Here is a 25,359-nt window from a genome sequence, read left to right on the forward strand (position 1 = left end):
CCTTTGCTGATCTTCAAGACACATCGGGCTGTAGCGTAACATCGGCGGTTTTCAGCGCCGCTTGGTGTCATGCGGTGATCGGCGGGAATGTCGGGCCATAGAGGGCAATCGGCGGGGATGGCGGAGGGAGAGGGACACTCCGCCGAACTCGTCCTTTCGCCTTGTTTTCCAAGGGATCGGGCACCGACAGGCCCGCGAGGACTACATTACTTTGTATAATGGCACCGCGCCGACAGTTCTGCAAGGCCGGGATGAGGGCTAGGTAAAAGGTCGGTTAACGAGCAGAACGTCCAATCGTCAGCCGTGCGCCAGGTGCGGGTCGGGCCAAGATCGAAGGTCCAGTGTTCTCCGTCCGCTGGCTCCTATGATTCGAAGGCGGCCATGCCCCGGTCAGTTACCAACTCGAGGTGCATCCGGCTCCATTTTCGGCTGCGAAGCTCTGTTGATGGAGACTTGAGGAGTTCCGGGGAGAAGCGCCAACACTGGCGTCAGCTTTGGACGTCTGAACGGCAGGACAAGCGTGGGGACAGTCTCGGGCAGCTGTTCGATCAGCTTCTGCACCTCTGCAATTTCATGATCGGAAGGCGGCATCCGGTTCTCTGGCAGGGTCTGAATCGCGTTGAGCCTCAGCAGCGCTTCCCAGTCCCTGAGCACAGCGGCTCGACCGTCCACGGTCGTTTCAAAGCCAAGGACCACTCGGTGAACAGTGGCGTCAGTGCCGGTGACCTCATCCTCGACCAGCGCGACGATGAAGGGCTTCTCCAGTTCGTCGGCTCTTCCCAGCAGAGCTTCCGCGCGGCCGAATTCTGCAAGGGCCCTGTCCGCGAGGGGATGTCCGACGCCGAGCAAGTTGATCATGCCACGCTCCATCGGAAGCGACCGGTCGAAGACAAGGCCGTCGTAGCGGGACCTCATGCCCACCTCAGATCGCCACCCCTCCGGCGTCGCGACCGCCAAGCCTGAATCGGAGCGTGTGACACGCCTGCCTTCGAACCGCATCGCATTCCGAAAGAAGGGCTCCAAGGCCGGCAGGTCCACCCTTGGCAGCTCCGCGCTTGCCGCCTGAAAGTCGTAGCGCGATACATTGCCGACAAGGCTGCGGACAGTATCGACTGCACCCTGCCCCCCGAAGGTGCGGGTTTCGGCATCGAACCAGTCCTTCAGGCCCTTCATGGGTCCAGCGATGGCTGCGGCGAACAGCTCGTCGAAGAACCCGTCCCCGGCCATGCCGATCACCAGCTGCGAGATATCCTCAGCCTCGTCCATCGAAGCGGACAGCGCGGCCTGGATTCGTGCAAGCTTCTCCTCGAGCAATGCCCAAATCCGCGCCTCCACCGTCTCCGGGTTTCGCAGCAAAAACACGCGCACAGCCCGCTTCTGCCCATACCGGTGAAGACGCCCTACGCGCTGATGCAGACGCATCGGGTTCCAAGGCAGGTCGACATGCACGAGCGCCGCACATCGCTCTTGTAGATCAATGCCCTCGCCCCCGGCCTCTGTGGAGATCAAGAAACGCGCACGTCCAGAATTGAAGTCGGCGGCGGCGGCCTCTCGCGCGACGGTGAGCGCGCGGGGGGAACCGTTCGAAACGATGTCCAAGCGTTCATCCCCGTTGATGAAGCCGACGCACCCTTTTCCAAAGCGCCGCTCCAACGTTTCGAACACGAGCGCCTGTGTTGCCTTGTACTCGGTGAAAAGCAGAAGCGGTTCGTCCGGTTCGAGACGCTCTTCGATGAGGTCAAGCAACCGCCTAATCTTGGACTCCTCCTCGATCTCAGCGGCCAGCGCGAGGATCTCGTCGAGCCGCTCGATCTCATCCTGCATCAGCGTCACGGTGACTTCCGAGGCGCGTTGCTCCTCCGCTTCAGCCCTTTCATCATCGGTCGTTCCATTCTCGACAGACAAGTCAGCCGAGGGCAGCGGTGCCTTCCGAGCAAGCATTTCCCGCCGACGTTCAAGCGCACGGCGTATCGCGGCGATTGAGCTCGCTGCGAGTTTCTGAAGCGTGATCAGCAGAAGCATGCGCGCCGATTGCTGGCGGCCCGTGAGGCTCAAGGCATAGGCCCGACCATCGAGGATGAATGAGGACATGGTTCGGTAGAATGCGGCCTCGGCGGGCGAGTAGGCATAGTCCACCGTCTCGGTCTCGACAGGCTTGAACAGCTTGCGTCCGTTGAGATCGGTCACCAGTGCCTTGTTGTTCCGGATCATTGCCTGTCCGAGCAGGGGTAGCTGTTCCTGCACGTCGCGTTCGGGGTCGAACAGGTCGGGCCGCACCAACTGCATCAAGGCCAGAAAGCCGTAGTCCTTGCCACGATGCGGCGTGCCGGTGAAGAGGATCAGCGATCCGATGCGACCGGCATCCTCTAGTTGGCGGAGGAGATCGTAGGTCAGCGTGGTGTCTGTTTCTCGCGATTGAAAGTGATGGGCTTCGTCAACCATCACCATGTCCCAAGGTTCAGCGGCGAGCAGGCGCTTGCGCGACTTTTCCTGTCGGAGCGTATGGAATGAGGCGACTACTTGGTCCGCCGTCTCCCAAAACGTCAGAGGCCCACGGTCTCGCTCGCCCGCGTACTCCTGCAGCCGGATGTCGAACATGGTTTTCAGCCGATTGCGCCATTGCGGCACAAGCCGGGCCGGTGTGAGCACGAGCACCCGGCGCACGCGCCCCGACGCCATCAACGGCTCAAGGATCAGGCCCGCCTCGATGGTCTTGCCGAGGCCGACATCGTCCGCCACGAGCCAGCGAGCCGGCCATGTTCGGGTGACCTCTCTGCAGACCCATAGCTGGTGCGGCAGCAGCGTCACGCGCGAGCGCGAGAACACGCCCCACTGATCGTTCGCCGACTGGATCGCCAGCGCCTGAGCACGGGTCAGTACCTGCAGGGGATCATCCAGTTCCCGTGCCGCCAGAGCGTCGGAGAGGGCCCGAACCAGCGTTAGCTCGACAGCCTCGACCTGGTGAATACCTGCTCCGAAGCGAACAACGACCGTTTCGCCGAGCTCCGCCACCACACGACCATTGCCATGGCGCTGATGGCGAACCGATTGATCTGGCGAGAAGGGCTCCATTCTCAGATCACCTCTTCGTCTTCTTTGTCCTCCACATCTCTGACGTGCTCACGGACCGTGCCTGACGGGGACGGCTCACCGCCAATCGTCTCGCGCACTGCCAAAATCTGGAGGGGAAGGTCGAGGTCACCGAGAAAGTCGGCCCGATCGCCAAGATAGGCGCGAATGGATTCGTGAACGAAGGGCGCGAGATCCATGTCGGCGCGCTCTCCCAAAGGCTCTCCGAGCCGCATCTCGAAGAGCCTCCGCAGCCGCGCAGTCGTCGCCCAAGCATAGGGGTGCATGGCCACCGCGTCATCGCCGGTCCAGAGACCGTGTCGTATCGCTTCCCGGATCATCCAGTTTGCACCGACACCGAGACTCTGGGTGAGAGGCGCTCCTTCGTAGCCATAGTGCTGCCAGAGCGGAGACGCGCTGACTTGCCAAGCATAGGAAAGCTTGAGCTTAGATTGCCGCGCTACGTCCGGCAAATGGAGAAATACGTCCACATAATCATCCAGCCATCGGGCTATGACATAGAGGTCTGAAAGCATACGGCGCCACGGGAAATATTCGATCCTGACGGCAAGTGGGTCGGCCAGTTCCCTCAGGCGCGCGACCCAGGGCGCGGCATCTTCGGACGGGCCGGCCTCGCTCATCTCGCGCCACCAGCCCTGCGCGCGGGCGTGGTTGACGAAAGTGGCATGCGCGGTTTCATGTCCGAAACCGATCGTACGGAATGCGCCGAGGGCAAAGAAGGTGAACCAGCCCTCGCGGTCCTCTGCCGCACCACGATTGCGGAGCGCGCCCGGGCTGAAGCCGGCCGGGAGGACCTTGGCATCGTAGTCGCGACGCTCGTCTTCGTACACGTCCCGCCACCAAGCGTGTGCCTGCTCGAGAAATTCTTTTGGATCGGTGAGCAGCGGCGGCGGATCCTCGCGGGGCTGATCCCAGCGAAGGCGATTTTCTTCGGGATAGAGGAGGCTGAGCAGCCTTGCCAGGTCGCCCTTTGACCATCCGACGACGAGGTCGCTCTGCTTAAGCTCCTGTGAGGTGGCCGGCAGCCAACCGGGTCTTTGGTCTCCCAGAGCAGTCGCGAGTTCGAGCCCTTGGCGGCCCTCGATGACGTAGCGAAGCAATGCGGATCTACGGGTCCGGTCATCCATCGACACAGCCCAGGAAGCGAATGCTCGCGCCGTACGCTGGTAGCCACTCTGCTGGCTCGCAAAATCATAGAGATCGTCGGCCGCGCCGGTGTAACCGGGCGCGGCCATCTCGGACTCCGGCGCGAATTCCAGGATCTTCCGTTCTTCGTCATCGAGATGCCGGCTCTCGCGCGAATGCAGCGCGACTGACCGCCAGCTGCCGTCAGCCATGCTGAAGGTCATATTTCTGAAGAGAGCGAGCAAGTCATGTCTCTCTTCGCTCTCTAGAGCGTCGACCCGAGAAGGGGTGAGAACCTTGCCCAACCGGGCTGCGATCTCGGGACCGACGCGCCGGTCGGAACCGATCTCGTAGCGAACGAGCTCGCAGATGCCGAAGGACCGGGGGCGATTGAAACCGAGGCTCGTCACTATATCGGCTACAGTCGGCGCCACGCTGTTTCTACGAATCTCCCCAAAGGCCGACCAATTACGCAACTCCGACAAAACATCTTCCTTGGAGAGGGTTCCGGTTAGTACGTATTGGGCGTCCCCGGCCGTAAGAAACTGTTCGAACGGTGTGGGAAGACGAGTCGGCAAAGCGGCGCGTTGGGCAGTCAGGCGCCCGAGCCCGCGCTCGGGCCCGTGCATGTGTTTTGCCAGATCGTCGGCTAAATCGGCAGTGAATACGTCGAACAGCCTCGCAAGGAACGTGTCGGCGCGGAGCGCTCGTTCAGACGGGCCACGAAAGATCGCCGCTGCGAAGCTAGTCCAATCGTCTCGCACAAGATCGAATAGAGCGAGCAGCCTCTCGCCCAACCACGTGCCGAGGTTTTCGAAGACTGCGACCTTCTCGTCTTCCGTGCCGGCGAGCCGTCCACGGCCGGGGTCAACCCGAAACCCCATTCGGTTCATCAACCATCCCGTCTTCAGTCGTTCTTCGAGAGGGGCCATAAGCCAAAGACGAGGCGTCTCCGGCTCGACCGATACTGGACCCTCACGGTCGACAGGCAGAAAGAGCGTCGTCTCCTCGCCCAGTTCAATCGCGATCGCGCGACGGGTGTCGGAGCCAGAGATTCTGACAATGTCGATACCGGAAGTGCCGGCCGACACCCGCTCGGCTATCCACGTTCCTTCGCCGTCAATTTCGAGACGACGTATCTTTCGACTCATGACAGGCAGCCAGGGCGCAGCCGTCCGAAAAGCGTCGAGGACTGTCTGCGCCGATATCTCGCCGCATCGCTCCGGGTCAAAGTCCAGATCAATCACTGTTGCCGGACGTCCGGCGCGTTTCTCTTTTTCCGAAATCTTGGGGCCTTCCGGCCATTCGGACGGCAACATGCCGCCATGCACGCGGCACGCGACCCATCGGCTGGCGATGCGAACTTCACTTGCGACGAGGTGCACGCTCTTAAAGCCGAGGCCGAAGCGACCAGTGACGTCCTCCGACTTTTCGGAGAAATTGAGCAGCAACATGTTAGATAGGTCATGGGCATATCCTTCCCGCTCCCCGACTTCCTTCGAAGGTCCCTGGTGGGTCAGAAGCCGCCCCCAATGCAGCGTTCGAATATGGTCTGCGTGGGGCTCAACGCGAAATCGGGCCTCTTCGGCTGGCGGGTGCTGTACGGCAGCATCGTCAGCGTTCTGAAAGAGTTCGAACAGGACGCGCCCTTCGTCATACCCGTAATCCTTGATCCGCTCGCGAACCATTCCGAGAAGCTCATCGCGCGCGGCGTCAGTCACACGCCATAGCTCGGCCTTTGCCTGTGGTCGCGCCTGCTCCCGGGCGTCTACAGCGGGAGCGGCGTCAATCGTGTCCCTATAGGCGTCCCGGGCCTGGCGCAGCCGTGTTCCCTTGAGTGGCTTCAGTTCACCGAGGATATGCGGCAGCTGATCCTCAAGTTCGGCAATTACACTCGCCAGTCTGGTCTGATCGACCCTGTCACAGTCCTCTGCAAGGGACTCCAGCACCTCGAATGCCTTTAGCTGCTCGCTCCGATGACCGATCATGATTTCGGCGACGGCGGTGCAGAGTTCTTTAACAGCCCTGGACGTCACGGCCTCTGCGCGTGGCGTTCCAATCCTCACAGACTTTCGTCGGATAGCTTGCTGCCGAACGAAATAGGTGAAGCCTCCGCTGTGCAGGTTCCCTAGCACTCCGAGAGGCTTGAGCTCGACAACTGGTAAGGGTCGCAGCTCACCAGACAACGTCTCCACCTTGATCGTCTTTGGCGGCTCGACCACCGGAAGGAGAATCAGGAAGTTGTCCTCGCGTCGCGCGTCCAGCGACAGATGCTGCTCTGAAGCCCGGAAGGCGACGGCAACCTCGTCGTCCAAGCGTTGCCAGACGCGACTGAGATCGGCTTGCCGGGCTTCGAGAACCGTTAGGGCTAGAGACTTGAAGGCTTCTGACCGACCAAGGAGACCGATCAGTAGAATCAGAAGGTCTTGCGGCACGTGCGGCTTGGCATATTCCACTACTTCCTTAAGCCCTTGGAGGACCTCTCCTCGAAAGGCTTCCGGGTTCGCCTGCTCCGGGCGGCCAGAAACCGACGGATCGCGCCGGTTCGCGTCTGCGTTCTCCCCCACCATTGGCGCTGGTAGCGCTTCAAGAAGCACGTCGTCGAGCAAACTCGAAGGCGCCACGCCCCCGCCACGCCCTGCTACATCTCGGCCCGGGCGCCAAGAACCCTCCCGTGTCGGGACGAGCGCCTGCCCAAGAGCTGTAGTGCGGGCGTCCACCGGCCACTTGGCCACCGCTCGAAAGCCCCATTCGTAGACCGCTCGGAGCTCTGCCCCGCTGCCTTGGGCGAGCTCCGCCAAGACGGTCAGTGCGCGGGCGGCTAACTCCGGTCGGTCCGGTGGAACGGCGCCGAATACGTGCGCTGCGCGGGTCGGATCGTCACTGTGCCGCAACATGGCGGCCAAGAGCGGCCAACCCGGCAATTGAAGATCGACGCCAGTTCTTGCGAGGCGCGCAAGACCCTGTGATGGCAACGCACTTACCGGCTCGAAGACGGCAATAGGGCGAACCTCGGCAATGCGCTCAAGGAGCCCTGCAGTCATTCGCGCGGCATCTCCAAGAATTTCCCCGTTTCGCAGTATATCTACTACCTGCGCGTCCCGCAGATCGGCCGCAATATCGGTGATCGGCAAAACGAACGATTCGTTGCTTTGTCCGAGCACGTCAGCTGCGGCCGTCATGACCTCCTCATGAAGATCGAGAACGGCGTCCGGCGACCATGGTCGGCCGCTGCTATCGCGCAGCCACGGCGTGCCGCGAACGGCGCTGATGTCGGGGCGGGTCGCTTTTTCAAGCGCCCGCATGATCTCAAGAGCGAAGCTCGACGGGTCAGGTTGACTGAGGCACACCGCGACCTGCGTATCTGGCGTCCAAGCCGAGAGTAGGGTCTCGGCTTGCTCCCGGGCCGTTGACTGTCGAAGGGGCGCGAGAAGGGGCACGATGTCCTGCAAAATGTGTGGAACGGGCCACTGTGGGTTGTCGCGCCAAATGGCATCCGCCTTGTGCCAGCCCCCGTTTCGGTCACGAAAGACCGCCAGCTGCTTTAGGTCGGCATCGGGAATTTGGGAGGCAAGGATCGCGGCCGCTGCCTCCTCGTCGAGCCCCATCTGCGCAAGCTCTTCTGCGTGACGGGTTAGAAGCGACCCCAGCCCGGCCTTGTCGAGTGTTTCGATCCCGAGATGTCTCACTGCCTGCGGGTCGAGTCTGTCGGTGATCGTTGCGGGGACCAGCAGCTCGCCTGATGAGCCCGCGATGAGCCGCCGGAGAAGCGAGTCAAGGGCCGGTGCCGTCTGCGCGAGCGCCACGAGATGCGCATGATTCCCCGCCACCTGCCGGTCGCCGGCTGCGAGCATGCGTAGGGCGTCCCGGGCGGCAGGACTCTCCGTGAAGATGTCCTTCAGAAGCGCGGCTCGCGCCTCTGGAGCCCCAAAAGCCCCGCCTGCGTCGACGATTTCCGCTGCGGCACCCTTCGTCAGCTCGGAGAGAGCAAGACTGCCGGAAGCATCCTCGAGAACCGTGGCAACCGCGTTCGGCACGACAAATGCGATGCAGTCGGGCAGCGCGTCCCGCACGAGTCGAAGCCGCTTGCGGGCAGGGGGGCTATCACGGAAGATCCGCCGACTTCTGCCCGCCTCATCCAGATCGCCAAGGCTCACGGGGCGAGTTCCCTGTCCGTCCAGAGCACGGAGCACGAGGAGTTGGCGCCACTGGGGGTGATCGAGCGCGGAGCGAAGATCGCCGAGGCTGCGGACCAGCGTTGCTGCGGCCGCACCGGCTGCCTCGGCCTGCTTCTCGTTGCGCAACATCGGCTGCAGGGCCTCGATCAGCGGCAGGCCCTCCTGCACGTTCAAAGGTTGTGCGGACGCGGTGCCCCCCAGCCACGCCTGAGGCAGGCAGACCCGCGCGCCATGCGCACCCGCAAGCGCGCGCAGGACAGACCGATCGGATGCGGAGGGCGGCAGCGCCACGATCCCGGGACAGTCGATCGCCGCAAGGACGCGTGAGATGCTCTCATGGGGCGCGAGCGTGCGGTCGGAGGAAAGGGCCTGCCGTAGACGCTCGAGCACCGATGAGGCTGCTGCCACGCGCAGGTCCTCGTCGGCGGCGGCGACCGTCAGGAATTGAGCGAGCCCCTCAGTGCGCGCTTGGGACACGAAGATAGACGACTCGACGCGGCCGATCAGGTCTTCGAGCTCGTCCGGCAGCCATCGGGGCGGTTCAGCCGACAGCACTGACTCCGGGCCACAGATGAGCTTGATACCTCGTGCGGCTGCCCAGTCCCCGAGGCCGGGCACTATACCTGCTAACGCGACCCGACCGCGCTCGTCCGGGGGTGGGAGCGGACGCAATGCAGCCGGGGCGGGCACGTATCGCCAGATGGCGACGGCACCGCCCCGTCCATCTTCGACCACCCGTGCCAAAGCGCCTTCACCTGCCATGGCGGTTCGGTGCCGGCGACCGAATTCACTGTCGGCAAGCGCGGCGACGATCGTCGCGAGGGCCTCGGAAGAAAGGATGCGCTCGGACAGGGCGTCGTGCAGCACGGCCGGGACCAGTTGCAGCACGACCTCGTTGCGGAGCGCGCGGTTCCAACCTGCTCGAACGCGCGACTGCTCCGAAATCTCGTCGGGATCATCGGTGAGGCCTGCAATCTCCTTGCGCCCGCTGTCTACGAAGAAGCAGCCGTGCAGCAAGAGCTTCACACGTCCAGCGGATTGTGTAGGCACTTGGGACAACGCTTCGGCGACGGGCAAAAGCACAGACCAATCGACTGAAAGCTCGTCCTCGCCTTCTCGATCCGCCAGTAGGATGACCGCGCCATGAGGGGAAGCTTTCTGCGGTTCTTCTTCGTCGGTGAGGCGGTTCCGGCTGCGTGGCCAGCCGGCCGAAAGCCTCAACTCGGAGCGGAAATCCGACGGCCCCATGCGTTCGCGTCCGACGCTGGTGATCCCGTGTCCGAGGCCGCCGCCGAAGCGGCGCTCCCCCGGCCCTAGCGCATACCCGGTCACTCTTGCGGCGTCGCCGCGATCCACACTGACCGAAGCCCCGGCGACCTCGACGTCGATCCGCTGGACACGGCGCAGTGACGCGAGCAGTTCGGCCAGCCTCCACCGGTCGGCGAGTGTGCGGAGGCTTTCGGCTGCGATATCGGACGCTTCGATCCCGCTGCTTTTCGGCTTGGGCCTTAGACCCGCGCGGCGCAGGGGAAACCAGAGGGCGAGGCACCCACCGTTGAATCCGTCCTCGGCGCTCGCCGAAATGATCAGTTCCGTATCACCGGAGCTGATCCCTCCCCAATCCAGACACGCATCTCCTGGTTGGCCCAACGTCTCGAAAGGATTCACAACGAAAGGCCGAAGCTCACCGCCGTAGCCATTCGGCACGACAACGAAGGCGTCGCAGATATGGAAGACGGACTTCTGGCCGAGGCCGAAGCGGCCTACAGCCTCTTGATCCGACGCCTTCACGCTGCCGCCGAACGTCTGCATTCCCTCAGCGGATTGCGCGTCGAATTGACCGTCGTTGACGAGCAGGAGGCCCGGCCCGCGCAGCAGCGGGTTGTCCGCACCCGGCCAACCTTCCAGGTATCGCAGCACCACGTGCGCGGACTTGGCATCGTCGGCATTTTGTAGGAGTTCGCGGAAGACGGTGAACCCGTCACCGTAGGGGTAGCGCTCTAAGTTGTGACGGAGATGCTCGACAATGTCCTTTGGATCGAACTTCATCAGTCGGTGTCGCCTCTTTTCATCTCAGTCAATGCACACAGTGCGTTAACCAGCATCATCCGCTCGATCATGTCGCACTTCGCCTCGCGGAGGCGGGGGCTACCGAACACCAGCGCCAGCCCCTTGGCGCGGGAGACGGCAACGTTGATGCGGTTGAGGGAGAACAGGAAGTCCATACCACGGGGCGTGTCCTCGGCTGACGACGCGGTCATCGAGACAAGGCAGACAGGCGCCTCTTGTCCCTGGAACTTGTCCACGGTGCCGACGCGAATCCCCTCGGGCAGCGCGTCGCGCAGGGCATTCACCTGCGCGTTAAAGGGGGCGACGACAATAATGTCAGACTGGCGCATGGGCCGGGTGGTGCCGTCCCTCGCCGTCCATTCGCCCATCAGGAGTTCGTGAGCGGCAGCCCGGATGGCCGTGACTTCTTCAGGCGCGATCTGGGCGTTACCCTCGTGCTGCACCGACACCCAGAACGCACCGGCGGCCGGCAGCGACGTGCCGAGCGCGGCCTGCCGCGCTGTGTCAGGATGGCTGGACAGCCGCCCCTCGTAGACCTGTTCCGAAATGAACCGGCACACCTCGGGATGCATCCGCCGCGAGACGGGGAGGAAGATGCCCCCGTCCGATGGAACTGTTGCATGATTCCCCAGCATCCACTCGAGGCAGGAGAGGTTTGCCGGTTCGGGATGGGCCCCTTGAACGACCTGCGGCAACTGCCGCGGATCGCCCACCAGCACTATGTTGCGAGCCGCCCGGCCCATGGCGGTCATGTTGGGCAGGCCAACCTGTCCTGCCTCGTCCACGAACAGCCAGTCGAAAGCCTGCACGTTCTCCTCGCGGGCGAAGAAGAAGGCAGTGCCTCCGACGACGTCTCCTCCTTCAGCCGCCTCGGTGTTGTTGGTAGTCCGCCGGACGGGGCAATCGTCTGGATACTCGTCATTGCCCCCGGACACCTTGTGGACCACGTCCAGCGCGAATGGATCCTCCGAGTCCTCGAGCGCGCTCAGGCAGCACATCAGCACGTTGCGGATGGCTTCGTGACTGTTGGAGGTCACTCCGACCCGAGCCCCCCGGCGCACGAGGGCGAGAATTGCGCGGGCCGTGATATAGGTCTTGCCGGTCCCGGGAGGCCCCTGGATCGGCAGGACCGTCTTATCCATGGCTGCCACCGCCGCGATCGTCCCGTGGACCGGATCCTGTCCGTTCAGGAGGTCGGGCTGCCGCCCAGTGCTCAGACGGGGAGGACGCCGCGACAGGAGGTCGTCGACGGCCGCGTACCGGCGCCCTCCGCACTGGTCGTTGATCACCTCTCGCAAAGCACCAGCGATCACGTCGGTGTTCAGTGGCCAGTCAGGATGCAAAGTCAGGCGGTCTGCCAGGAGGTCGCGCTTCGCCGATCCGACCTTGATGGTGATCTCGCGAGCGCTCCGGTCCAGCGACTCGATGTTGACAGTCGCAGGCGCTCCGTCCGGCACTGGCACGGTCGCGCTCTTGCCGCCCCGCAGCTTGGTCTCCTGCGGCGGGAAGCAGTAGCTGCGAATGAAGGAGCGTTTGACGGGTTCGACCGGGCCAGTGGCCTCGAGACCGGCGAGCGCGTCGAGGTCGTCGATCAGATCGTCCTCGTCCTTTCCAGCGCTGTCGAAGACCGCCCACTGCGCCGGCTTCGCCTCGCGCTTGTGGAACAAGCCGAGGTTGAACAGCATCTCCTGCCTGTCTTGCGGCAGTCCTGACGCAGCCAGGGCCGAACGCAGCGCCTGCGTGTCGGCATCCTCCTCGGCCTCCTTGTCGCCAGCGTCCGAGCCGGGTAGCGGCCACGGCGCAGGGGGACGGATGCCGACCAGCCAGTTCCTCAGTTGCTCCGTCGAGGTGCAGTCGACGCGGTTGTAGGCCTCGATTTCGTCGAGGATCTGCTGATCGCCTGTCTCGCGCCAGCGCTCGTAGGCTACGACCGAGCCGCCAGCGGTCTGCACCTCGCCCGCGCGCTCTAGGCCGTAGAAGGCCTCCATCGACTTGATCGAGTAGTTTTCCTCCGAACCGATCAGCCCGCCGCGCACGACGGCGAACAGGTCGACGAACCGGCGCTCGCGCAGGAGGCGATCGAGGAACGCCTCGCCGATCCCGTACTTCGTGGTCAGCCGGCGGAGCGAGGTGATCTCGTACGCGGCGTAGTGGTAGATCCGCGCCTCCGGATACTCCGTGAGATGCGCCCGGAAGAACTCCAGAAGCTCAGTCAGCGCACGCGCCTCGGCCGCGTGGTCATGAGCCCAGAACGAGCGGAAATTGCCGTCGAACCAGACGCCGTGAAGGTACTCGAGCCCGCCTTCGTAGTGCGGATCGCCTTCGATGTCGTAGAACAGGTCCCCGGGCTTCGGCTCAGGCAGCAGGTCGAAGCCCTTGCCCGGCTCAGCGGCGCGCAGTTCGAACGACGGGCTGCCCGTCTTTCGGGCGTGTTGCAGGCGAGCCTGTGTCGCGAGCCGAGAGCGCGTGGTTTCTGCCATGCCTCGGATCGGATGATCTAGATTCGCCAGGGCCTCCATCGTCTGGATACCCGCTGCTTCAAGCTTCTTGACTTGGCTGCGGCTGATGTTGGCAACGCCGAAGAGACTGTCCTCCGCCTTCCACACGCCGCCGCAGTGCTCGCCCCAACGGCACAAGCCGCAATCGGCGACGGGGATGGGCCGGGTGGGCGGCGGATCGGCCACAAAAGCCTCCAGCCGTGCCCGAGCCCCACGCGCGTAGTGCGCGTAATCGGCGATCCGCAGTGTGGCCCGCTCGCCTGTTCCGAGCTCGACGTGGGCAAATTCCGGCATCAGGCCCTGCATCTCAGCGAGCAGATCCGAATAGAGCACCAGTTGCAGAACGTGCTTCGGGTGCGGGCGTCGCTTCAGCTTTGTGTCGGCCACCTCGTAGCTGAATGATCCCAGGGCCGACGGACGCTCGACACGCTCGAGAAAATCCGACCAGCCGCCCCAGTTGCCGGACAGGAACGCTCCCTGAAACACCACCTCGACACCTTCAGCGAGTGCAGCGCGTGTGGCTTCGGCGTCTCGGGCAAGATCGCCATGCGGGATTTCGACAACGTCCTTCCGAGCTGCCTTAAGACTTGCAAGATGCGCCGCTTCGTGTGCATCGCCCATCCTCTGCAGGAGCTCGGCATCCTCGCTGTCTTCGGCAGGTTCGGGGGCCTCGCCCCTCAGACGCAGAAGCTCCAGCTGAATCGCGTGGGCGCAGCCCATGAACCGCATGAGGTCGGTGGCTGAGAAGAGGATGTTGTCACCGAACTCCCGCATGGTCCCCCGCAAGCATCAACAGATGCAACTTGAACAGATTCGCTCGATCTGCGGCTACTCGAGAGCGCCTCATGCGGCAATAATCGCAGATCTATTGCTATAGCATTGACGCTTCGCAAGACGCTCTCGTCAGCCCACGCTCTTAGCTACGCACGATCCGCAGACTCTGCGGCGAGATCAGCGAGGCGCGCTTCCCCTTTGCAACCATCCAGAGAGAGAAGCCTCGGTCGATCAAAGTTGCCGCCTCGTCCAGCGACTTCACGTAGATTGCGTGTTCGGCATGGTGCCTTTGGCGGCCCTTCGCAGGATCAGCCATCCTGTAACCCCTGCCCGTGAATTCCGGCTCCTCCTCCAGACCTTCACGCGGCGACACTCGTTCGATCCTGATCACTCGTCCACTCACGGCTCTTCCTCCTTCCGTCTTGTGCGCGTCCCAGTGTCGCCAGTCCCTACTGCATCTCGAGCAGAAGCGGCTCGAGAGGGAGCAGCAACCTTCATAGCCTGCCGGGATGACAGAATCTGACATGCTGCAAGGCGGGAATGTCCTTTTCCAAGGCTCAGGATCTTGTCCGCCTGGCCCAGCTGGCGGCCGCGAGGCGCTACGGCATCAGCCTGGAAGAGATCTGCGACGAGTTTGATGTGTCCCATCGAACGGCGCAGCGGATGACCAATGCGCTGGAGGACACCTTCGCCGCTGTTGCCGTGGAGGAAGGTGATGACCGCAAGCGCCGCTGGCGACTGGTCGATGCTCGACTGGACCGGCTGCAACTGCGGCATGACACAGCCGTGGAGGCGCTGGAGATCGCCACTCGGGGCGCAACCGCCGACGGGCGCCTGCGTCACGTCCGGGCCTTGACCGATATACGAGACAGCATGCTTGCGCGGCTGCCGGAGCGAACCCGTGTGGAGGCAGATGCCGAAGCGGTCCTTTCCGCAATGTATCAGGTCACCCGGCCAGGCCCCCGGGTCGATGTCGTGCCGGATATCCTCGACGCGATTATCGAGGCGCTGCGCGGTCCCTTCCGTCTGCGCGTTCGCTACAGCCGGAATGAAGCCCAGCGCGTCCTCGAGCCACACGGCGTGCTGCTCGGCCACCGGACCTACCTGGCTGCCCGCGGTCCCGCCAAGGCCGCGGACATACGGAACTTCCGCATTGATCTGATCCGGGAGGCGGAAGTCCTGGACGAGAGCTTCGCCATCGAGGACGGCTTCGCAACCGCAGACTACGCCGCGCAGTCCTTCGGCGTCTGGCAGGACCCCGAGCAATATGGCGAGGTCGTGTGGCGGTTCGTCCCCGAGGCCGTAGAACGTGCCGCCGGGTTCCGTTTCCACCCACGGCAGGTGCTGGAGCCGCAGGATGACGGCAGCCTGATTGTCCGGTTTCATGCCGCGGGCTGGCTGGAGATGGCCTGGCACCTCTACCAGTGGGGGGACAAGGTCGAAGTGCTGCGCCCCGAAGCACTCCGGCAGATGGTCGAGGGCTACCGCCGGTCAGATTTCGACGCTATGCCGTGACTTGCGTCATATACTGAACAACCCGCGCGCCAAACAGCCTAGATTTTCGCAGGGGTGGAGATAATGCCTATCATCCGAACATCTTATCCACAGTTCATGCCTTTATAATAATTATTTCTTGCATAAAAATCCATCATTATCCTACTTTTTGCTCTCAAATCTCTTTTGTAAGCGCTTCATGAATGTTTACAGTCTTGTCCGCCCCGCCGGGCCGCTTGCTCCTCTGCCCCCCTCCGCTTCGCCGCCTCGCGAACTGGCGGTTCCGTCGGTCGCGAAGCATCATCGACCAGTTGGAGGGGCTGCGGCCGCCTCCTCTGATCCTGCTGCTTCAATGCACTCTTCGGTGACATCAGACGACCCCGACACGCCCTTTGGGAAACGCCCTCGAATGGGGCTCCCGTCTGACTGAGCGGGGGGAGGTTCGGCCTGAAGCTCCTCCTCACCATTGGCTCCTCGGCCCGTCGGAGCCGCGCCTTCCTTTCGTCTCTCGGAGCCATTGCGAACGGACGAGCTTGCTGACATCTCGACCACGCAAGGAGCAGCGGGCGCATTGACCTCCTAATAGAACACAGACAGACGTGCTTGATGCAGGCCCCGCCGTTCGGGATCCGCAGGATCAGCAGGCCTTTTGCGCAACCGGAACGCGCTCTTTGGAGTAACGAAATGTGTTCAGCACCTCAGACAGGCTCCGTTGTCCAATTGCGCGCGGCTACCTTGTCGAGCGACTTGAACTTCTGACCCCCTCGACGACCTCTGGAACTGACCCCCGGCATGGTTTCAGTTTCCAATGGCCTTGTCGTCCATCGTGCCGGCCTTCTGCAGCAGGCCGGAACGGCGCTTCTCCCTCAGACGGTAGCTGTCGCCCCTGATGGTGATGACGTGACTGTGGTGGAGCAGGCGGTCGAGGATGGCGGTCGCCACCACGGCATCGCCGAACACCGTGCCCCATTCGCCCACCGACCGGTTCGAGGTCAGCAGGACCGATCCGCGCTCGTAACGCCGGCTGACCATCTGGAAGAACAGGTGTGCGGCATTGGGCTCGAAGGGCAGGTATCCGTGAACACCTCGCGCGCGGGCGCATGGCGCGGCTTCGCAGGACGCGCCCTCTTCGGCGTGATGATGCGAGCGCCGGAGAGCAGGTACGGAACGTGAGCGGAATGACAGCCGGCGCGAATGATGGTTTTCACTTTGCCGACGTAGTTGTTTTCGAGCGTCGACTTCCCGAGCGTCTTCTTCCGGGCTCCCTTGGGCGCGTTCCGGTTCTCGTCGATATAGTCGCAGACGCGGTTCACGTCGTAGTCGGGCTGTTTCGAGATGTTCGCCGGCAGCCAGCTCACCTCGTTCATGAAGTGCTGCAGGTCGTCGAGCGTGTAGGCATCGACCGGCTTGTCACCGCAGATCTGGATGAAGACGACCTTGCGGTGCTTCAGGTACTTGAGCTCGTCGTAGTCCTCGCCGTGCGCATCCTCCAGCTTTTTGATGTACTTGTCGGCCGCCGCGCTGAAGAGCGGCCCCTTGAAGCTCGGCTCGGCCTGCTTGCGCAGCAGATCCGCGAGGAGCTCCGTCTGACTGGCGAGTTGCTCCGCGACTTTTGCCGATTGTGTCTTCGGCTCTCCCGTGTCGGGCTGCGGATCGACATAGGCACGGGCCAGGTCCTCGTCCCGCAGCATGGCGAGCATCGGGGCGGCGTGGTCGATCGCAGTGGAAGCATAGAGGCCGTGGCCGCGGGCTTGGTCGAAGCCGATGGCCGCGAGCACGTCGAAGGCATGATCGGCGGCGGGGGTCTTCAGGTCGTTCGGAAGCACGCTCTGGTCGAGCGTGTGCAGGCCGCGAAACATCGGGATCAGGGCTTCGATCCTGCTGGTGAAGAGGTCGCGGCGCTCTTCGTGATCGAGATGGGAAATGTCGTTCATCGTGGTCCTCGCAAACAGCGTCTGAGCGGCGCCGGCGAGGACGGTCGAGAGAATCCGTGCCTGCCGGGCGGGCATGACACCGATTGAAACCCGAAGGGACGAAAACGACGAGGACGGATCCAGTCTTCTCGGCACGCGGATCTGGAAGACCCAGCTGTCGCCGTGGCGCGTCAGGTAGCGGCTCCGCATCTTGTACATTCCCTTGTACAATGCGGGCGCGTCGGCGCTCTAAGTCCTTGGGATTTAAGGGAGGAAGAATCTGGCGGAGGGAGAGGGATTCGAACCCTCGATACGGTTTCCCGTATACACGCGTTCCAGGCGTGCGCCTTCAACCACTCGGCCACCCCTCCGCATAGGGTGCGGGGTATATGCGCGTCGCGCGGCCAACGCAAGGCGGTCTTGAGCGCTTTGCGGGCACTCGCTATCAGGGTGGACGTCGCCCGCTGCCGCTTTCAGGTGTTCCCGACCGATGCTCCGTTTCCTCGCCCGCCTGATCGGCCTCTTCCTCCTCGCCGGCGCGACGATCGCCGTGATCGTCGACGGGGCGACCTCGATCGGGGCCTCGAGGATCGCCATCGTGCCGTTCGGCGCGCTGTGGATCGGCGTCGCGCCGCAGTCGCTCGAGGCGATACGCCTCTTCCTCGTCAACGATCTCGCCGCCTGGCTGTGGGATCCCGTGTTCACCGGCTTCCTGAAGCTGCCGGCCTTCGCGGTGCTCGGCCTGTTCGGCTGGCTCTTCCTCGCCCTGGGCCGGCGCCGCCACGATCCCTACGAGGCCGACGAGGAGCGGTGACGGCCGGCCTCCCGCTCCCCATATTGGGGCGAGAGACGACAGGAGACCGATCCGATGTTCTTCAAACGCAAGCCGATGTCGCTGCCCGGCGCCGAGGAGGCGCTGCCCGGCCGCCCCGACGAGATCCCGACGGCGGCCCGCCACCACGTCAACGGGGAAGCCCTCAAGGGACCGTACCCGGAAGGCCACGAGGTCGCGACCTGCGGCCTCGGCTGCTTCTGGGGCGCCGAGCGCGCCTTCTGGACGCTGCCGGGCGTCCACGTGACGGCCGTCGGCTATGCCGGGGGCTCGACGCCGAACCCGACCTATCACGAGGTCTGCACCGGCATGACGGGCCACAACGAGGTGGTGCGGGTGGTCTTCGACCCCGCCCGTATTTCCTTTCAGGACCTCGTGCGGGTGTTCTTCGAGAGCCACGATCCGACGCAGGGCATGCGGCAGGGCAACGACGTCGGCACGCAATACCGCTCCGGCATCTACGTCGCCTCCCAGGCCCAGCGGGAGACGGCGGAGCGGGTCCGCGCGGCCTATGGCGAGGCGCTGAAGGCGCGCGGCCTTCCGCCGATCACGACCGAGATCGTCGAGGCCGGGCCGTTCTACTTCGCCGAGGACTACCACCAGCAGTACCTCGCGAAGAATCCCGGGGGCTATTGCGGACTCGGCGGAACGGGCGTGTCCTGCCCCGTCGGCACGGGCGTGGCGGCGGAGTAGGCGTCGCACTGTGACGCGGCGTCGACGGCGGGGGCGGCGCCGTGCCGCCTCAGCCGCTCCGGCGCAGCGGGTTGGGCGGTGGCGCCGGGTGGACGCCGAAAACGGGCGCGCCTCTGGCGTCGAGCACCATCCGGCACTCGCGGGGAAGGTCCGTGAGCGTGAGCGGCGGCTTCGGCTTCGCCGGCGTGTCGGAGGGCGTCCACGGCTCGTCCGACAGCCACCAGGCGAGCTCCTCGCCGCAGCCGTCGCCGGCGGGTGGCGCGCCCTGCGGCGTGCAGCCGGCGCTGCCGCCGGGACAGTCGATGCGCACGTGGAAATGGTAGTGGTGGCCCCACCAGGGCCGCACTTTCCTGAGCCAGGCGCGGTCGTTGCCGGCGGTGCGGCAGAGCTCCTGCTTGATGCCGGGATGGACGAAGATGCGGTCGACCTCCGGCTGCCGCGCCGCGAGGCGGATCAGCCGGGCGTGCGCGTCGGACCATCTCGCGGGGTCGACCTGCCGCGTGCCGTCCTTCAGCATCGAGACGGCGCTGATTGTTTCGCGCTCCTCGGGGATGAGCGTGCGGTTCGGCATCGGGGTCAGCCAGATGTCGGCGTCGAGCCCGATCTGATGGCTCGCGTGGCCGGAGGTCATCGGCCCGCCGCGCGGCTGCGCGAGATCGCCGACGAGGAGGCCCGGCCAGCCCTCGCTCTGCGCGCCGACCGCGATGCGCTCGAGAAGCCCGACGAGCTTGGGGTGCCCCCAGTTCCGGTTGCGCGACAGGCGCATGACCTGCCAGGCCGGCCCGTTGATCGGCAGCGCCACGCCGCCGGCGAGGCAGCCCTTCGCGTAGGACCCGATCGCCCGCGCGGCGAGGGGGGCGGGCTCCGCCATCGCGCCGAACAGCTCCTTGGCCGGCGTCTGCGCCGCCGCGGTCCTGCCCGCGAAGGCCGAGACCGATAGCGCGAGACTGGTGACCGCGAGGATCGTGAGAAGGCGTCGCATGATGTGGCTCCCGCTTCGCTTGCCTCGCATGATGGCGTCAAAAGGCGATTCTCCGCAAACTTCGCCCGCGCCGCGGTTCACCGTCATGTCATCCGCGGCCCCTTTACTTCATGCCCAAGAAGAAGGCTCCGATACAGAGGGGTCCAGTCCGACATCTGTGCGGAGTGCCGGGCCTGGAGGGGCAGATGCGTATTCTTCTGATCGTGGTCGCGACGATCCTCGCGATGGCCGCGACGACGCCGGCATTCGCCGGCGTGGTGGCGCAGATCGACATATCCCAGCACCGAATGAAGGTGCTGGTGAACGGGCGGGTGCAGCACAGCTGGCCCGTCTCGACGGCGCGCAAGGGCTACCACACGCCGACCGGGACGTACCGGCCGATCCGCATGCACAGGATGTGGCACAGCTGGAAATACGACATGTCGCCGATGCCGCACTCGGTCTTCTTCCATCGCGGCTGGGCGATCCACGGCACCTACGCGACGAAGCAGCTCGGCCGGCCCGCGAGCCACGGCTGCATCCGCCTCGCGCCCGGCAACGCCGCCGCGTTCTATGAGCTCGTGCGCCGGCACGGGTCAGGCAACACGAAGATCGTCATTCGGCGCTAGAACGGGTCAGCCTGTCCCGATTGCCCGCCGCAGGCGGACGGCGGTCGGGCTCGCCCAATCGGAGAGGAAACGCATGCGGGCAACCCCCTTCCTCATGTTCGAAGGCCAGGCAGAGGAGGCCATGCGCACCTATGTCGGCCTGTTTCCCGACGGGGAGATCGAGGCGATTGAACGCTATGGGCCTGAGGGGCCGGGGCCGGAAGGCTCGGTGCGGCTGGCGCGCTTCCGCGTCGCGGGGCTGAGCGTGATGTGCATCGACAGCTACGTCGGACACTCCTTCGGCTTCACGCCGAGCGTCTCGCTCTTCGTCGACTGCGACGACGAGAAGGCCTTCGGGCGGCTGGTGCAGGCGCTCGGCGAGGGGGGCAGCATGCTGATGCCGCCGGACGACTACGGGTTCAGCCGAAGGTTCGCCTGGCTCAACGACCGGTTCGGCGTCTCCTGGCAGATCAACCTGCCGTAGAACGGGCGCGTAGAACAGGCGGCCGGCACGGCGAACGCCCTGCAGCCCATGCGGCCCCCCGGGGCCCCGCGGCCCCGTTCCTTGACACCGTGCCCTCGCGCGCGTATCACCCGCCGATCATAGTCAGACGCGATTGCCGTCTTCGGCCGCTGCGCACACGAGGCGCGAGGGGTCGCCACCCGTCAGCGAGGGTTCGCCCACGGGTGTCGTCGGCGTTTGCGCGAACGGATCTTGAACGCATGGCCTCGAGCCTCGACATCGCCGATTGCGTCAACGACACCTGCCCGTGGTCCGGCGACCCGGTGCGGGCGGATGCGCTGACGCTCTATCGCGGCCGCGTCGTCGGCTTCTGCAATCCAGGCTGCCGGGACAAGTTCGAGACGGCGATCGCGCATTTCGACGCCGCGCTCGCGCGCCCCCGCCCGGCCCAAGCGGAGTAGTTCCATGTTCGAGAGCCTGCAGGACCGCCTTTCCGGCATTCTCGACAGCCTGACGCGGCGCGGCGCGCTGACGGAGGCCGACGTCTCGGCCGCTTTGCGCGAGGTGCGCCGGGCGCTGCTCGAGGCCGACGTGGCGCTCGAGGTCGTCAAGGACTTCACCGACAAGGTGAAGGAGCGCGCCGTCGGCGTCGAGGTTGTGAAGTCGGTCACGCCCGGCCAGATGGTCGTGAAGATCGTCAACGACGTGCTCGTCGAGACGCTCGGCTCGGAAGGCGTCACGATCGACCTGAACGCGCCTTCGCCGGTGCCGATCATGATGGTCGGCCTGCAGGGCTCGGGCAAGACGACCTCGACGGCGAAGATCGCCAAGCGACTGACCGACCGCCAGAAGCGCAAGGTGCTGATGGCTTCGCTCGACACCAGGCGCCCGGCCGCGATGGAGCAGCTGAAGTTCCTCGGCGAGCAGGGCGGCATCGACACGCTGCCGATCGTCGCGGGCCAGTCGGCGGTGCAGATCGCGAACCGGGCGATGCAGGCCGCCCGCCTCGGTGGCTACGACGTCGTGCTCCTCGACACCGCCGGGCGGCAGTCGGTCGACGAGGCGCTGATGGCCGAGATGGCCGAGGTCTACAGGGCCGCGCAGCCGCACGAGACCTTGCTGGTGGCCGACGCGCTGACCGGCCAGGACGCGGTGAACACCGCGCGCGCCTTCTCCGAGCGGCTCGATCTCACCGGTATCGTGCTGACCCGCCTCGACGGCGACGGCCGCGGCGGCGCCGCGCTCTCCATGCGGGCGATCACCGGCAAGCCGATCAAGCTCGTCGGCGTCGGCGAGCGCATGGACCAGGTGGAGGAGTTCCACCCCGAGCGCATCGCGAACCGCATCCTCGGCATGGGCGACATCGTCAGCCTCGTCGAGCGCGCCTCGGAGACGATCGACGCCGAGAAGGCGAACAAGATCGCCGAGAAGATGCGGAAAGGTCAGTTCGACCTCGACGATCTCTCCGAGCAGCTCCAGCAGATGCAGAGGATCGGCGGCATGTCGGGCGTCCTCGGCATGCTGCCCGGTATCGGCAAGATGAAGAAGCAGCTCGAAGGCGCCAATCTCGACGACGGCGTCATCAAGCGCCAGCAGGCGATCATCTCCTCGATGACGAAGGAGGAGCGCCGCAAGCCCGACATCCTGAAGGCCAGCCGCAAGAAGCGGGTCGCCGCCGGCTCCGGCACCAAGGTCGAAGAGGTCAACAAGCTCCTCAAGATGCATCGCCAGATGGCCGACGTCATGAAGATGATGGGCGGCAAGAAGGGCAAGGGCGCGATGGCCAAGCTCTTCGGCGGCATGGGCGGGGGCATGGGCGGGATGCCGCAGCCGAGCCCCGAGATGATGCGCGAGATGCAGAAGATGGGCGGCGGCGCCGGTGGCGGCGGCATGCCTGACTTCTCGAAGATGCCGGGCATGGGTGGTGGCGGACTGCCGCCCGGCTTCCCCGGCGCGGGGGGCGGCGGCCTTCCGGGCCTGCCCGGGATGCCGAAGGGCCCGCAGAAGAAGAAATGACGCCGGCGGCGCGAGCCGCCCGGCCGACGGACGACCGATCGAACGACTTGACCGAGACTTCAAAGAGGAACTGAGTTACATGGCACTGAAGATCAGGCTCTCCCGCGGCGGCGCGAAGAAGCGCCCCTTCTACCGCATCGTCGTGGCCGACGCGCGCAGCCCCCGCGACGGCCGCTTCATCGACCGGCTCGGCACCTACAACCCGCTCCTGCCGAGCGACCATCCCGAGCGCATCGTGCTCGACACCGAGAAGGCGAAGGCCTGGATCGCCAAGGGCGCGCAGCCGACCGACCGCGTGCTGCGCTTCCTCGACGCGCAGGGCGTCGCCCAGCGCCCCGAGCGCAACAACCCGGAGAAGGCGAAGCCCGGTCGCAAGGCGCAGGAGCGCGAGGAGGCCCGCCGCATCGCCGCCGAGGAGGCCGCCGCCAAGGACGCCCCTGCCGAGGAAGCGCAGGCCGAGTGATCGGCCGGGCGCGCTGACGATCCGGGGCCTCATGCGGTCATGGCTGACGACGGGAAGAGGGTCTGTGTCGCACGGATCGGCGCGCCGCACGGCGTGCGCGGTGCCGTGCGGCTCTTCGCCTTCACGGCCGACCCGGCCGACGTCGCCGCCTACGGCCCGCTCGAGACGGAGGACGGCCGGCGCCGCCTGACCATCCGGAGCCTGAAGCCCGGCAAGGACGTGCTGATCGCGGAGTTCACGGGGGTCGCCGACCGCGAGGCGGCGGACGCCCTGAAGAACGTCCGGCTCTATGTCGACCGCACGAGCCTGCCCGAGCCCGAGGCGGAGGACGAGTGGTACCACGCCGACCTGATCGGCCTGTCCGTGAGCAACGGTGCGGGTGAGACGGTGGGCGAGGTGATCGCCGTGCAGGATTTCGGCGGGGGCGACCTCCTCGAGATCCGCTGGGACGGGCGCCGGCAGACGGTCTACCTGCCGTTCACGCGCGACGCCGTGCCGGTGGTCGACGTGAAAGGCGGCTTCCTGATCGTCGATCCGCCCGCGGGGCTCCTCGACGAAGGCGGCACCGAGGACCGGGAGGAGGCGCCATGAGCTGGCACGCGAGCGTCCTCACGATCTATCCCGCGATGTTCCCGGGGCCGCTCGGTCACGCGCTCGCGGGCCGGGCGCTCGAGCGGGGCGACTGGCGGCTCGACGTGTCGGACATCAGGTCCTTCGCGCTCGACCGGCACCGCTCCGTCGACGACACGCCGGCCGGCGGCGGTCCCGGAATGGTGATGCGGCCCGACGTTCTGGCCGCCGCGATCGACGCGGCGGCGGCGGCCGGGCCGGATCGGCCGAGGCTCCTGATGAGTCCGCGCGGCCGCCCGCTCACCCAGGAACGGGTGCGCGAGCTCGCGGCGGGGGAGGGCGCGGTCCTTCTCTGCGGCCGGTTCGAGGGCGTCGACGAGCGCCTGATCGAGGCGCGGGGCCTCGAGGAGGTATCGATCGGCGACTACGTGCTGTCTGGCGGCGAGATCGCGGCCATGACGGTGCTAGATGCCGCTGTTCGGCTCCTGCCCGGCGTGATGGGCGCGGCCGATAGCCATGTCGAGGAGAGCTTCGAGGACGGTCTCCTCGAATATCCGCAATACACCCGGCCGCAGGTCTGGGAGGGGCGCGAGATCCCTGCCGTCCTGGTGTCGGGAGACCATGGGCGCGTCGCCGAGTGGCGGCGCGCGGAACGGGAGCGGGCGACGCGCGAGCGACGCCCGGATCTGTGGGCCGGGAGGCGTCTTTCGTCGCCTTCACGGCTCGACAAGTGTGACGGTTTGAAGTAGACGCAAAGGCAACGCGAGCGCGGCAGCGCGCACGAAGCGCACGCACGTGCCATTTTCCGAAGGACTGGTCCGATGAATATTCTGCAAGAGATCGAGCAGGAGCACGCGGCCGCGCTCGAAGCGGCTCGCGCGGTTCCCGACTTCCGCCCCGGCGACACGGTTCGCGTGAACGTCCGTGTGACCGAGGGCACACGCACCCGCGTGCAGGCCTATGAGGGCGTGTGCATCGCGCGCTCCGGCGGCGGCATCAACGAGAGCTTCACGGTTCGCAAGATCTCCTACGGCGAGGGCGTCGAGCGCGTCTTCCCCGTCCACTCGCCCTCGATCGAGTCGATCGAGGTCCGCCGCCGCGGCAAGGTCCGTCGCGCGAAGCTCTATTACCTGCGCGATCGCCGCGGCAAGTCGGCCCGCATCCCCGAGCGCACCGACACGCGGGTCGAGAAGCGCGCCGAGAAGCGCGTGGTCGAGATCAAGGGCGCGATCTTCACGAAGCCCAAGGGCGAGGCCGACGACCTGACGCGCATCAGCGGCGTCGACGCGGATCTCGCCGGCAAGCTGAACAAGCTCGGCGTCACGCAGTACGAGCAGATCGTGAACTTCTCCGACGAGGACATCGCCCGTCTCGAGGACGCCCTGAAGAACGAGGGCACCTTCGCCAACGACGACTGGGCTGGCCAAGCGCGCAACCTTCTCGCCGAGAAGACGGCGGCCGAGGTTCCGGCCGAGGGCGAGGAAGACAAGGCCTGATCGGGGCCACACCCTCTTCGCGATGATTTTCGAAACGGGCGGCCATGGCCGCCCGTTTTGCGTCCAAGGGCCGGAGAAGAGCCCGACCCTTCCCTCTCGCGGGGGGGGGTGACGA

Annotated in this window: 15 protein-coding genes, 1 tRNA gene and 2 pseudogenes; 11 read left to right on the forward strand and 7 right to left on the reverse strand. The window is 65.3% G+C overall.

Annotated features, from left to right (window positions below):
* Positions 1–390: 390 nt before the first annotated feature.
* Genes N177_RS04165 through N177_RS04175 form a run of 3 tightly spaced genes read right to left on the reverse strand, consistent with a single transcriptional unit; the run spans position 391 to position 13,735 of the window.
* Positions 391–3,072, reverse strand: coding sequence for a DEAD/DEAH box helicase (locus N177_RS04165; protein ID WP_023430989.1), 2,682 nt, complete (start codon positions 3,070–3,072; stop codon positions 391–393).
* Positions 3,073–3,074: 2 nt separating this feature from the next.
* Positions 3,075–10,442: a sacsin N-terminal ATP-binding-like domain-containing protein gene (locus N177_RS04170; protein ID WP_023430990.1), complete on the reverse strand. Its 7,368-nt coding sequence runs from the start codon at positions 10,440–10,442 to the stop codon at positions 3,075–3,077.
* Complete coding sequence (locus N177_RS04175; RefSeq protein WP_023430991.1) at positions 10,442–13,735, reverse strand: TM0106 family RecB-like putative nuclease; 3,294 nt, start codon at positions 13,733–13,735, stop codon at positions 10,442–10,444. The genes N177_RS04170 and N177_RS04175 overlap by 1 nt, the downstream gene beginning before the upstream one ends.
* Positions 13,736–14,275: 540 nt before the next feature.
* Between N177_RS04175 and N177_RS04185 the strand changes: the two genes are divergently transcribed.
* A complete protein-coding gene (locus N177_RS04185; RefSeq protein WP_023430993.1) occupies positions 14,276–15,250 on the forward strand; it encodes a helix-turn-helix transcriptional regulator in 975 nt (324 codons plus the stop codon).
* Between the two features lie 777 nt (positions 15,251–16,027).
* Here the strand turns inward: N177_RS04185 and N177_RS04190 are convergent.
* The 3 genes and pseudogenes from N177_RS04190 to N177_RS04200 all read right to left on the reverse strand — a co-directional run.
* Positions 16,028–16,306, reverse strand: a pseudogene (locus N177_RS04190) (ATP-binding protein); the annotation flags it as partial.
* Positions 16,222–17,163 (reverse strand): hypothetical protein, encoded by a 942-nt coding sequence (locus tag N177_RS04195; RefSeq protein ID WP_152527833.1) that lies wholly within the window; start codon positions 17,161–17,163, stop codon positions 16,222–16,224. The gene N177_RS04195 and the pseudogene N177_RS04190, both read right to left, overlap by 85 nt.
* A gap of 260 nt (positions 17,164–17,423) precedes the next feature.
* Positions 17,424–17,513, reverse strand: a tRNA-Ser gene (locus tag N177_RS04200).
* 119 nt (positions 17,514–17,632) lie between these two features.
* Here N177_RS04200 and N177_RS04205 point away from each other — a divergent pair.
* Both N177_RS04205 and msrA read left to right on the forward strand, forming a co-directional pair.
* Positions 17,633–17,956 (forward strand): hypothetical protein, encoded by a 324-nt coding sequence (locus N177_RS04205; protein WP_023430996.1) that lies wholly within the window; start codon positions 17,633–17,635, stop codon positions 17,954–17,956.
* Positions 17,957–18,010: 54 nt separating this feature from the next.
* Complete coding sequence (gene msrA / locus N177_RS04210) at positions 18,011–18,667, forward strand: peptide-methionine (S)-S-oxide reductase MsrA (protein WP_023430997.1); 657 nt, start codon at positions 18,011–18,013, stop codon at positions 18,665–18,667.
* A 49-nt stretch (positions 18,668–18,716) separates the two neighbouring features.
* Here msrA and mepA read toward each other — a convergent pair whose 3' ends face one another.
* Positions 18,717–19,649: a penicillin-insensitive murein endopeptidase gene (mepA, locus tag N177_RS04215; RefSeq protein ID WP_152527834.1), complete on the reverse strand. Its 933-nt coding sequence runs from the start codon at positions 19,647–19,649 to the stop codon at positions 18,717–18,719.
* A gap of 185 nt (positions 19,650–19,834) precedes the next feature.
* Between mepA and N177_RS04220 the strand changes: the two genes are divergently transcribed.
* The 8 genes and pseudogenes from N177_RS04220 to rplS form a co-directional block, all read left to right on the forward strand.
* A complete protein-coding gene (locus tag N177_RS04220) occupies positions 19,835–20,257 on the forward strand; it encodes a L,D-transpeptidase (protein WP_023430999.1) in 423 nt (140 codons plus the stop codon).
* A gap of 73 nt (positions 20,258–20,330) precedes the next feature.
* Positions 20,331–20,720 (forward strand): VOC family protein, encoded by a 390-nt coding sequence (locus tag N177_RS04225; RefSeq protein ID WP_023431000.1) that lies wholly within the window; start codon positions 20,331–20,333, stop codon positions 20,718–20,720.
* A gap of 239 nt (positions 20,721–20,959) precedes the next feature.
* Positions 20,960–21,160 carry a hypothetical protein gene (locus tag N177_RS04230; RefSeq protein ID WP_023431001.1) on the forward strand — a complete coding sequence of 67 codons (201 nt, stop codon included), beginning with the start codon at positions 20,960–20,962 and terminating at the stop codon, positions 21,158–21,160.
* 4 nt (positions 21,161–21,164) lie between these two features.
* The gene (ffh, locus tag N177_RS04235; protein WP_023431002.1) at positions 21,165–22,715 is read left to right on the forward strand and encodes a signal recognition particle protein; all 1,551 of its coding nucleotides are present in this window, start codon (positions 21,165–21,167) and stop codon (positions 22,713–22,715) included.
* Positions 22,716–22,794: 79 nt separating this feature from the next.
* Complete coding sequence (gene rpsP, locus N177_RS04240) at positions 22,795–23,178, forward strand: 30S ribosomal protein S16 (protein ID WP_023431003.1); 384 nt, start codon at positions 22,795–22,797, stop codon at positions 23,176–23,178.
* A 39-nt stretch (positions 23,179–23,217) separates the two neighbouring features.
* Entirely contained in the window at positions 23,218–23,769 is a 552-nt protein-coding gene (rimM, locus tag N177_RS04245; protein WP_023431004.1) for a ribosome maturation factor RimM, read from the forward strand.
* Positions 23,766–24,497, forward strand: a complete 732-nt coding sequence (gene trmD / locus N177_RS04250; protein WP_023431005.1) for a tRNA (guanosine(37)-N1)-methyltransferase TrmD — start codon at positions 23,766–23,768, stop codon at positions 24,495–24,497. The genes rimM and trmD overlap by 4 nt, the downstream gene beginning before the upstream one ends.
* Before the next feature lie 72 nt (positions 24,498–24,569).
* Positions 24,570–24,942, forward strand: a pseudogene (gene rplS / locus N177_RS22300) (50S ribosomal protein L19); the annotation flags it as partial.
* Positions 24,943–25,359 lie beyond the last annotated feature (417 nt).

Origin of the sequence: Lutibaculum baratangense AMV1, from assembly GCF_000496075.1 — a bacterium.
In the GTDB taxonomy this organism is placed as follows: domain Bacteria; phylum Pseudomonadota; class Alphaproteobacteria; order Rhizobiales; family Tepidamorphaceae; genus Lutibaculum; species Lutibaculum baratangense.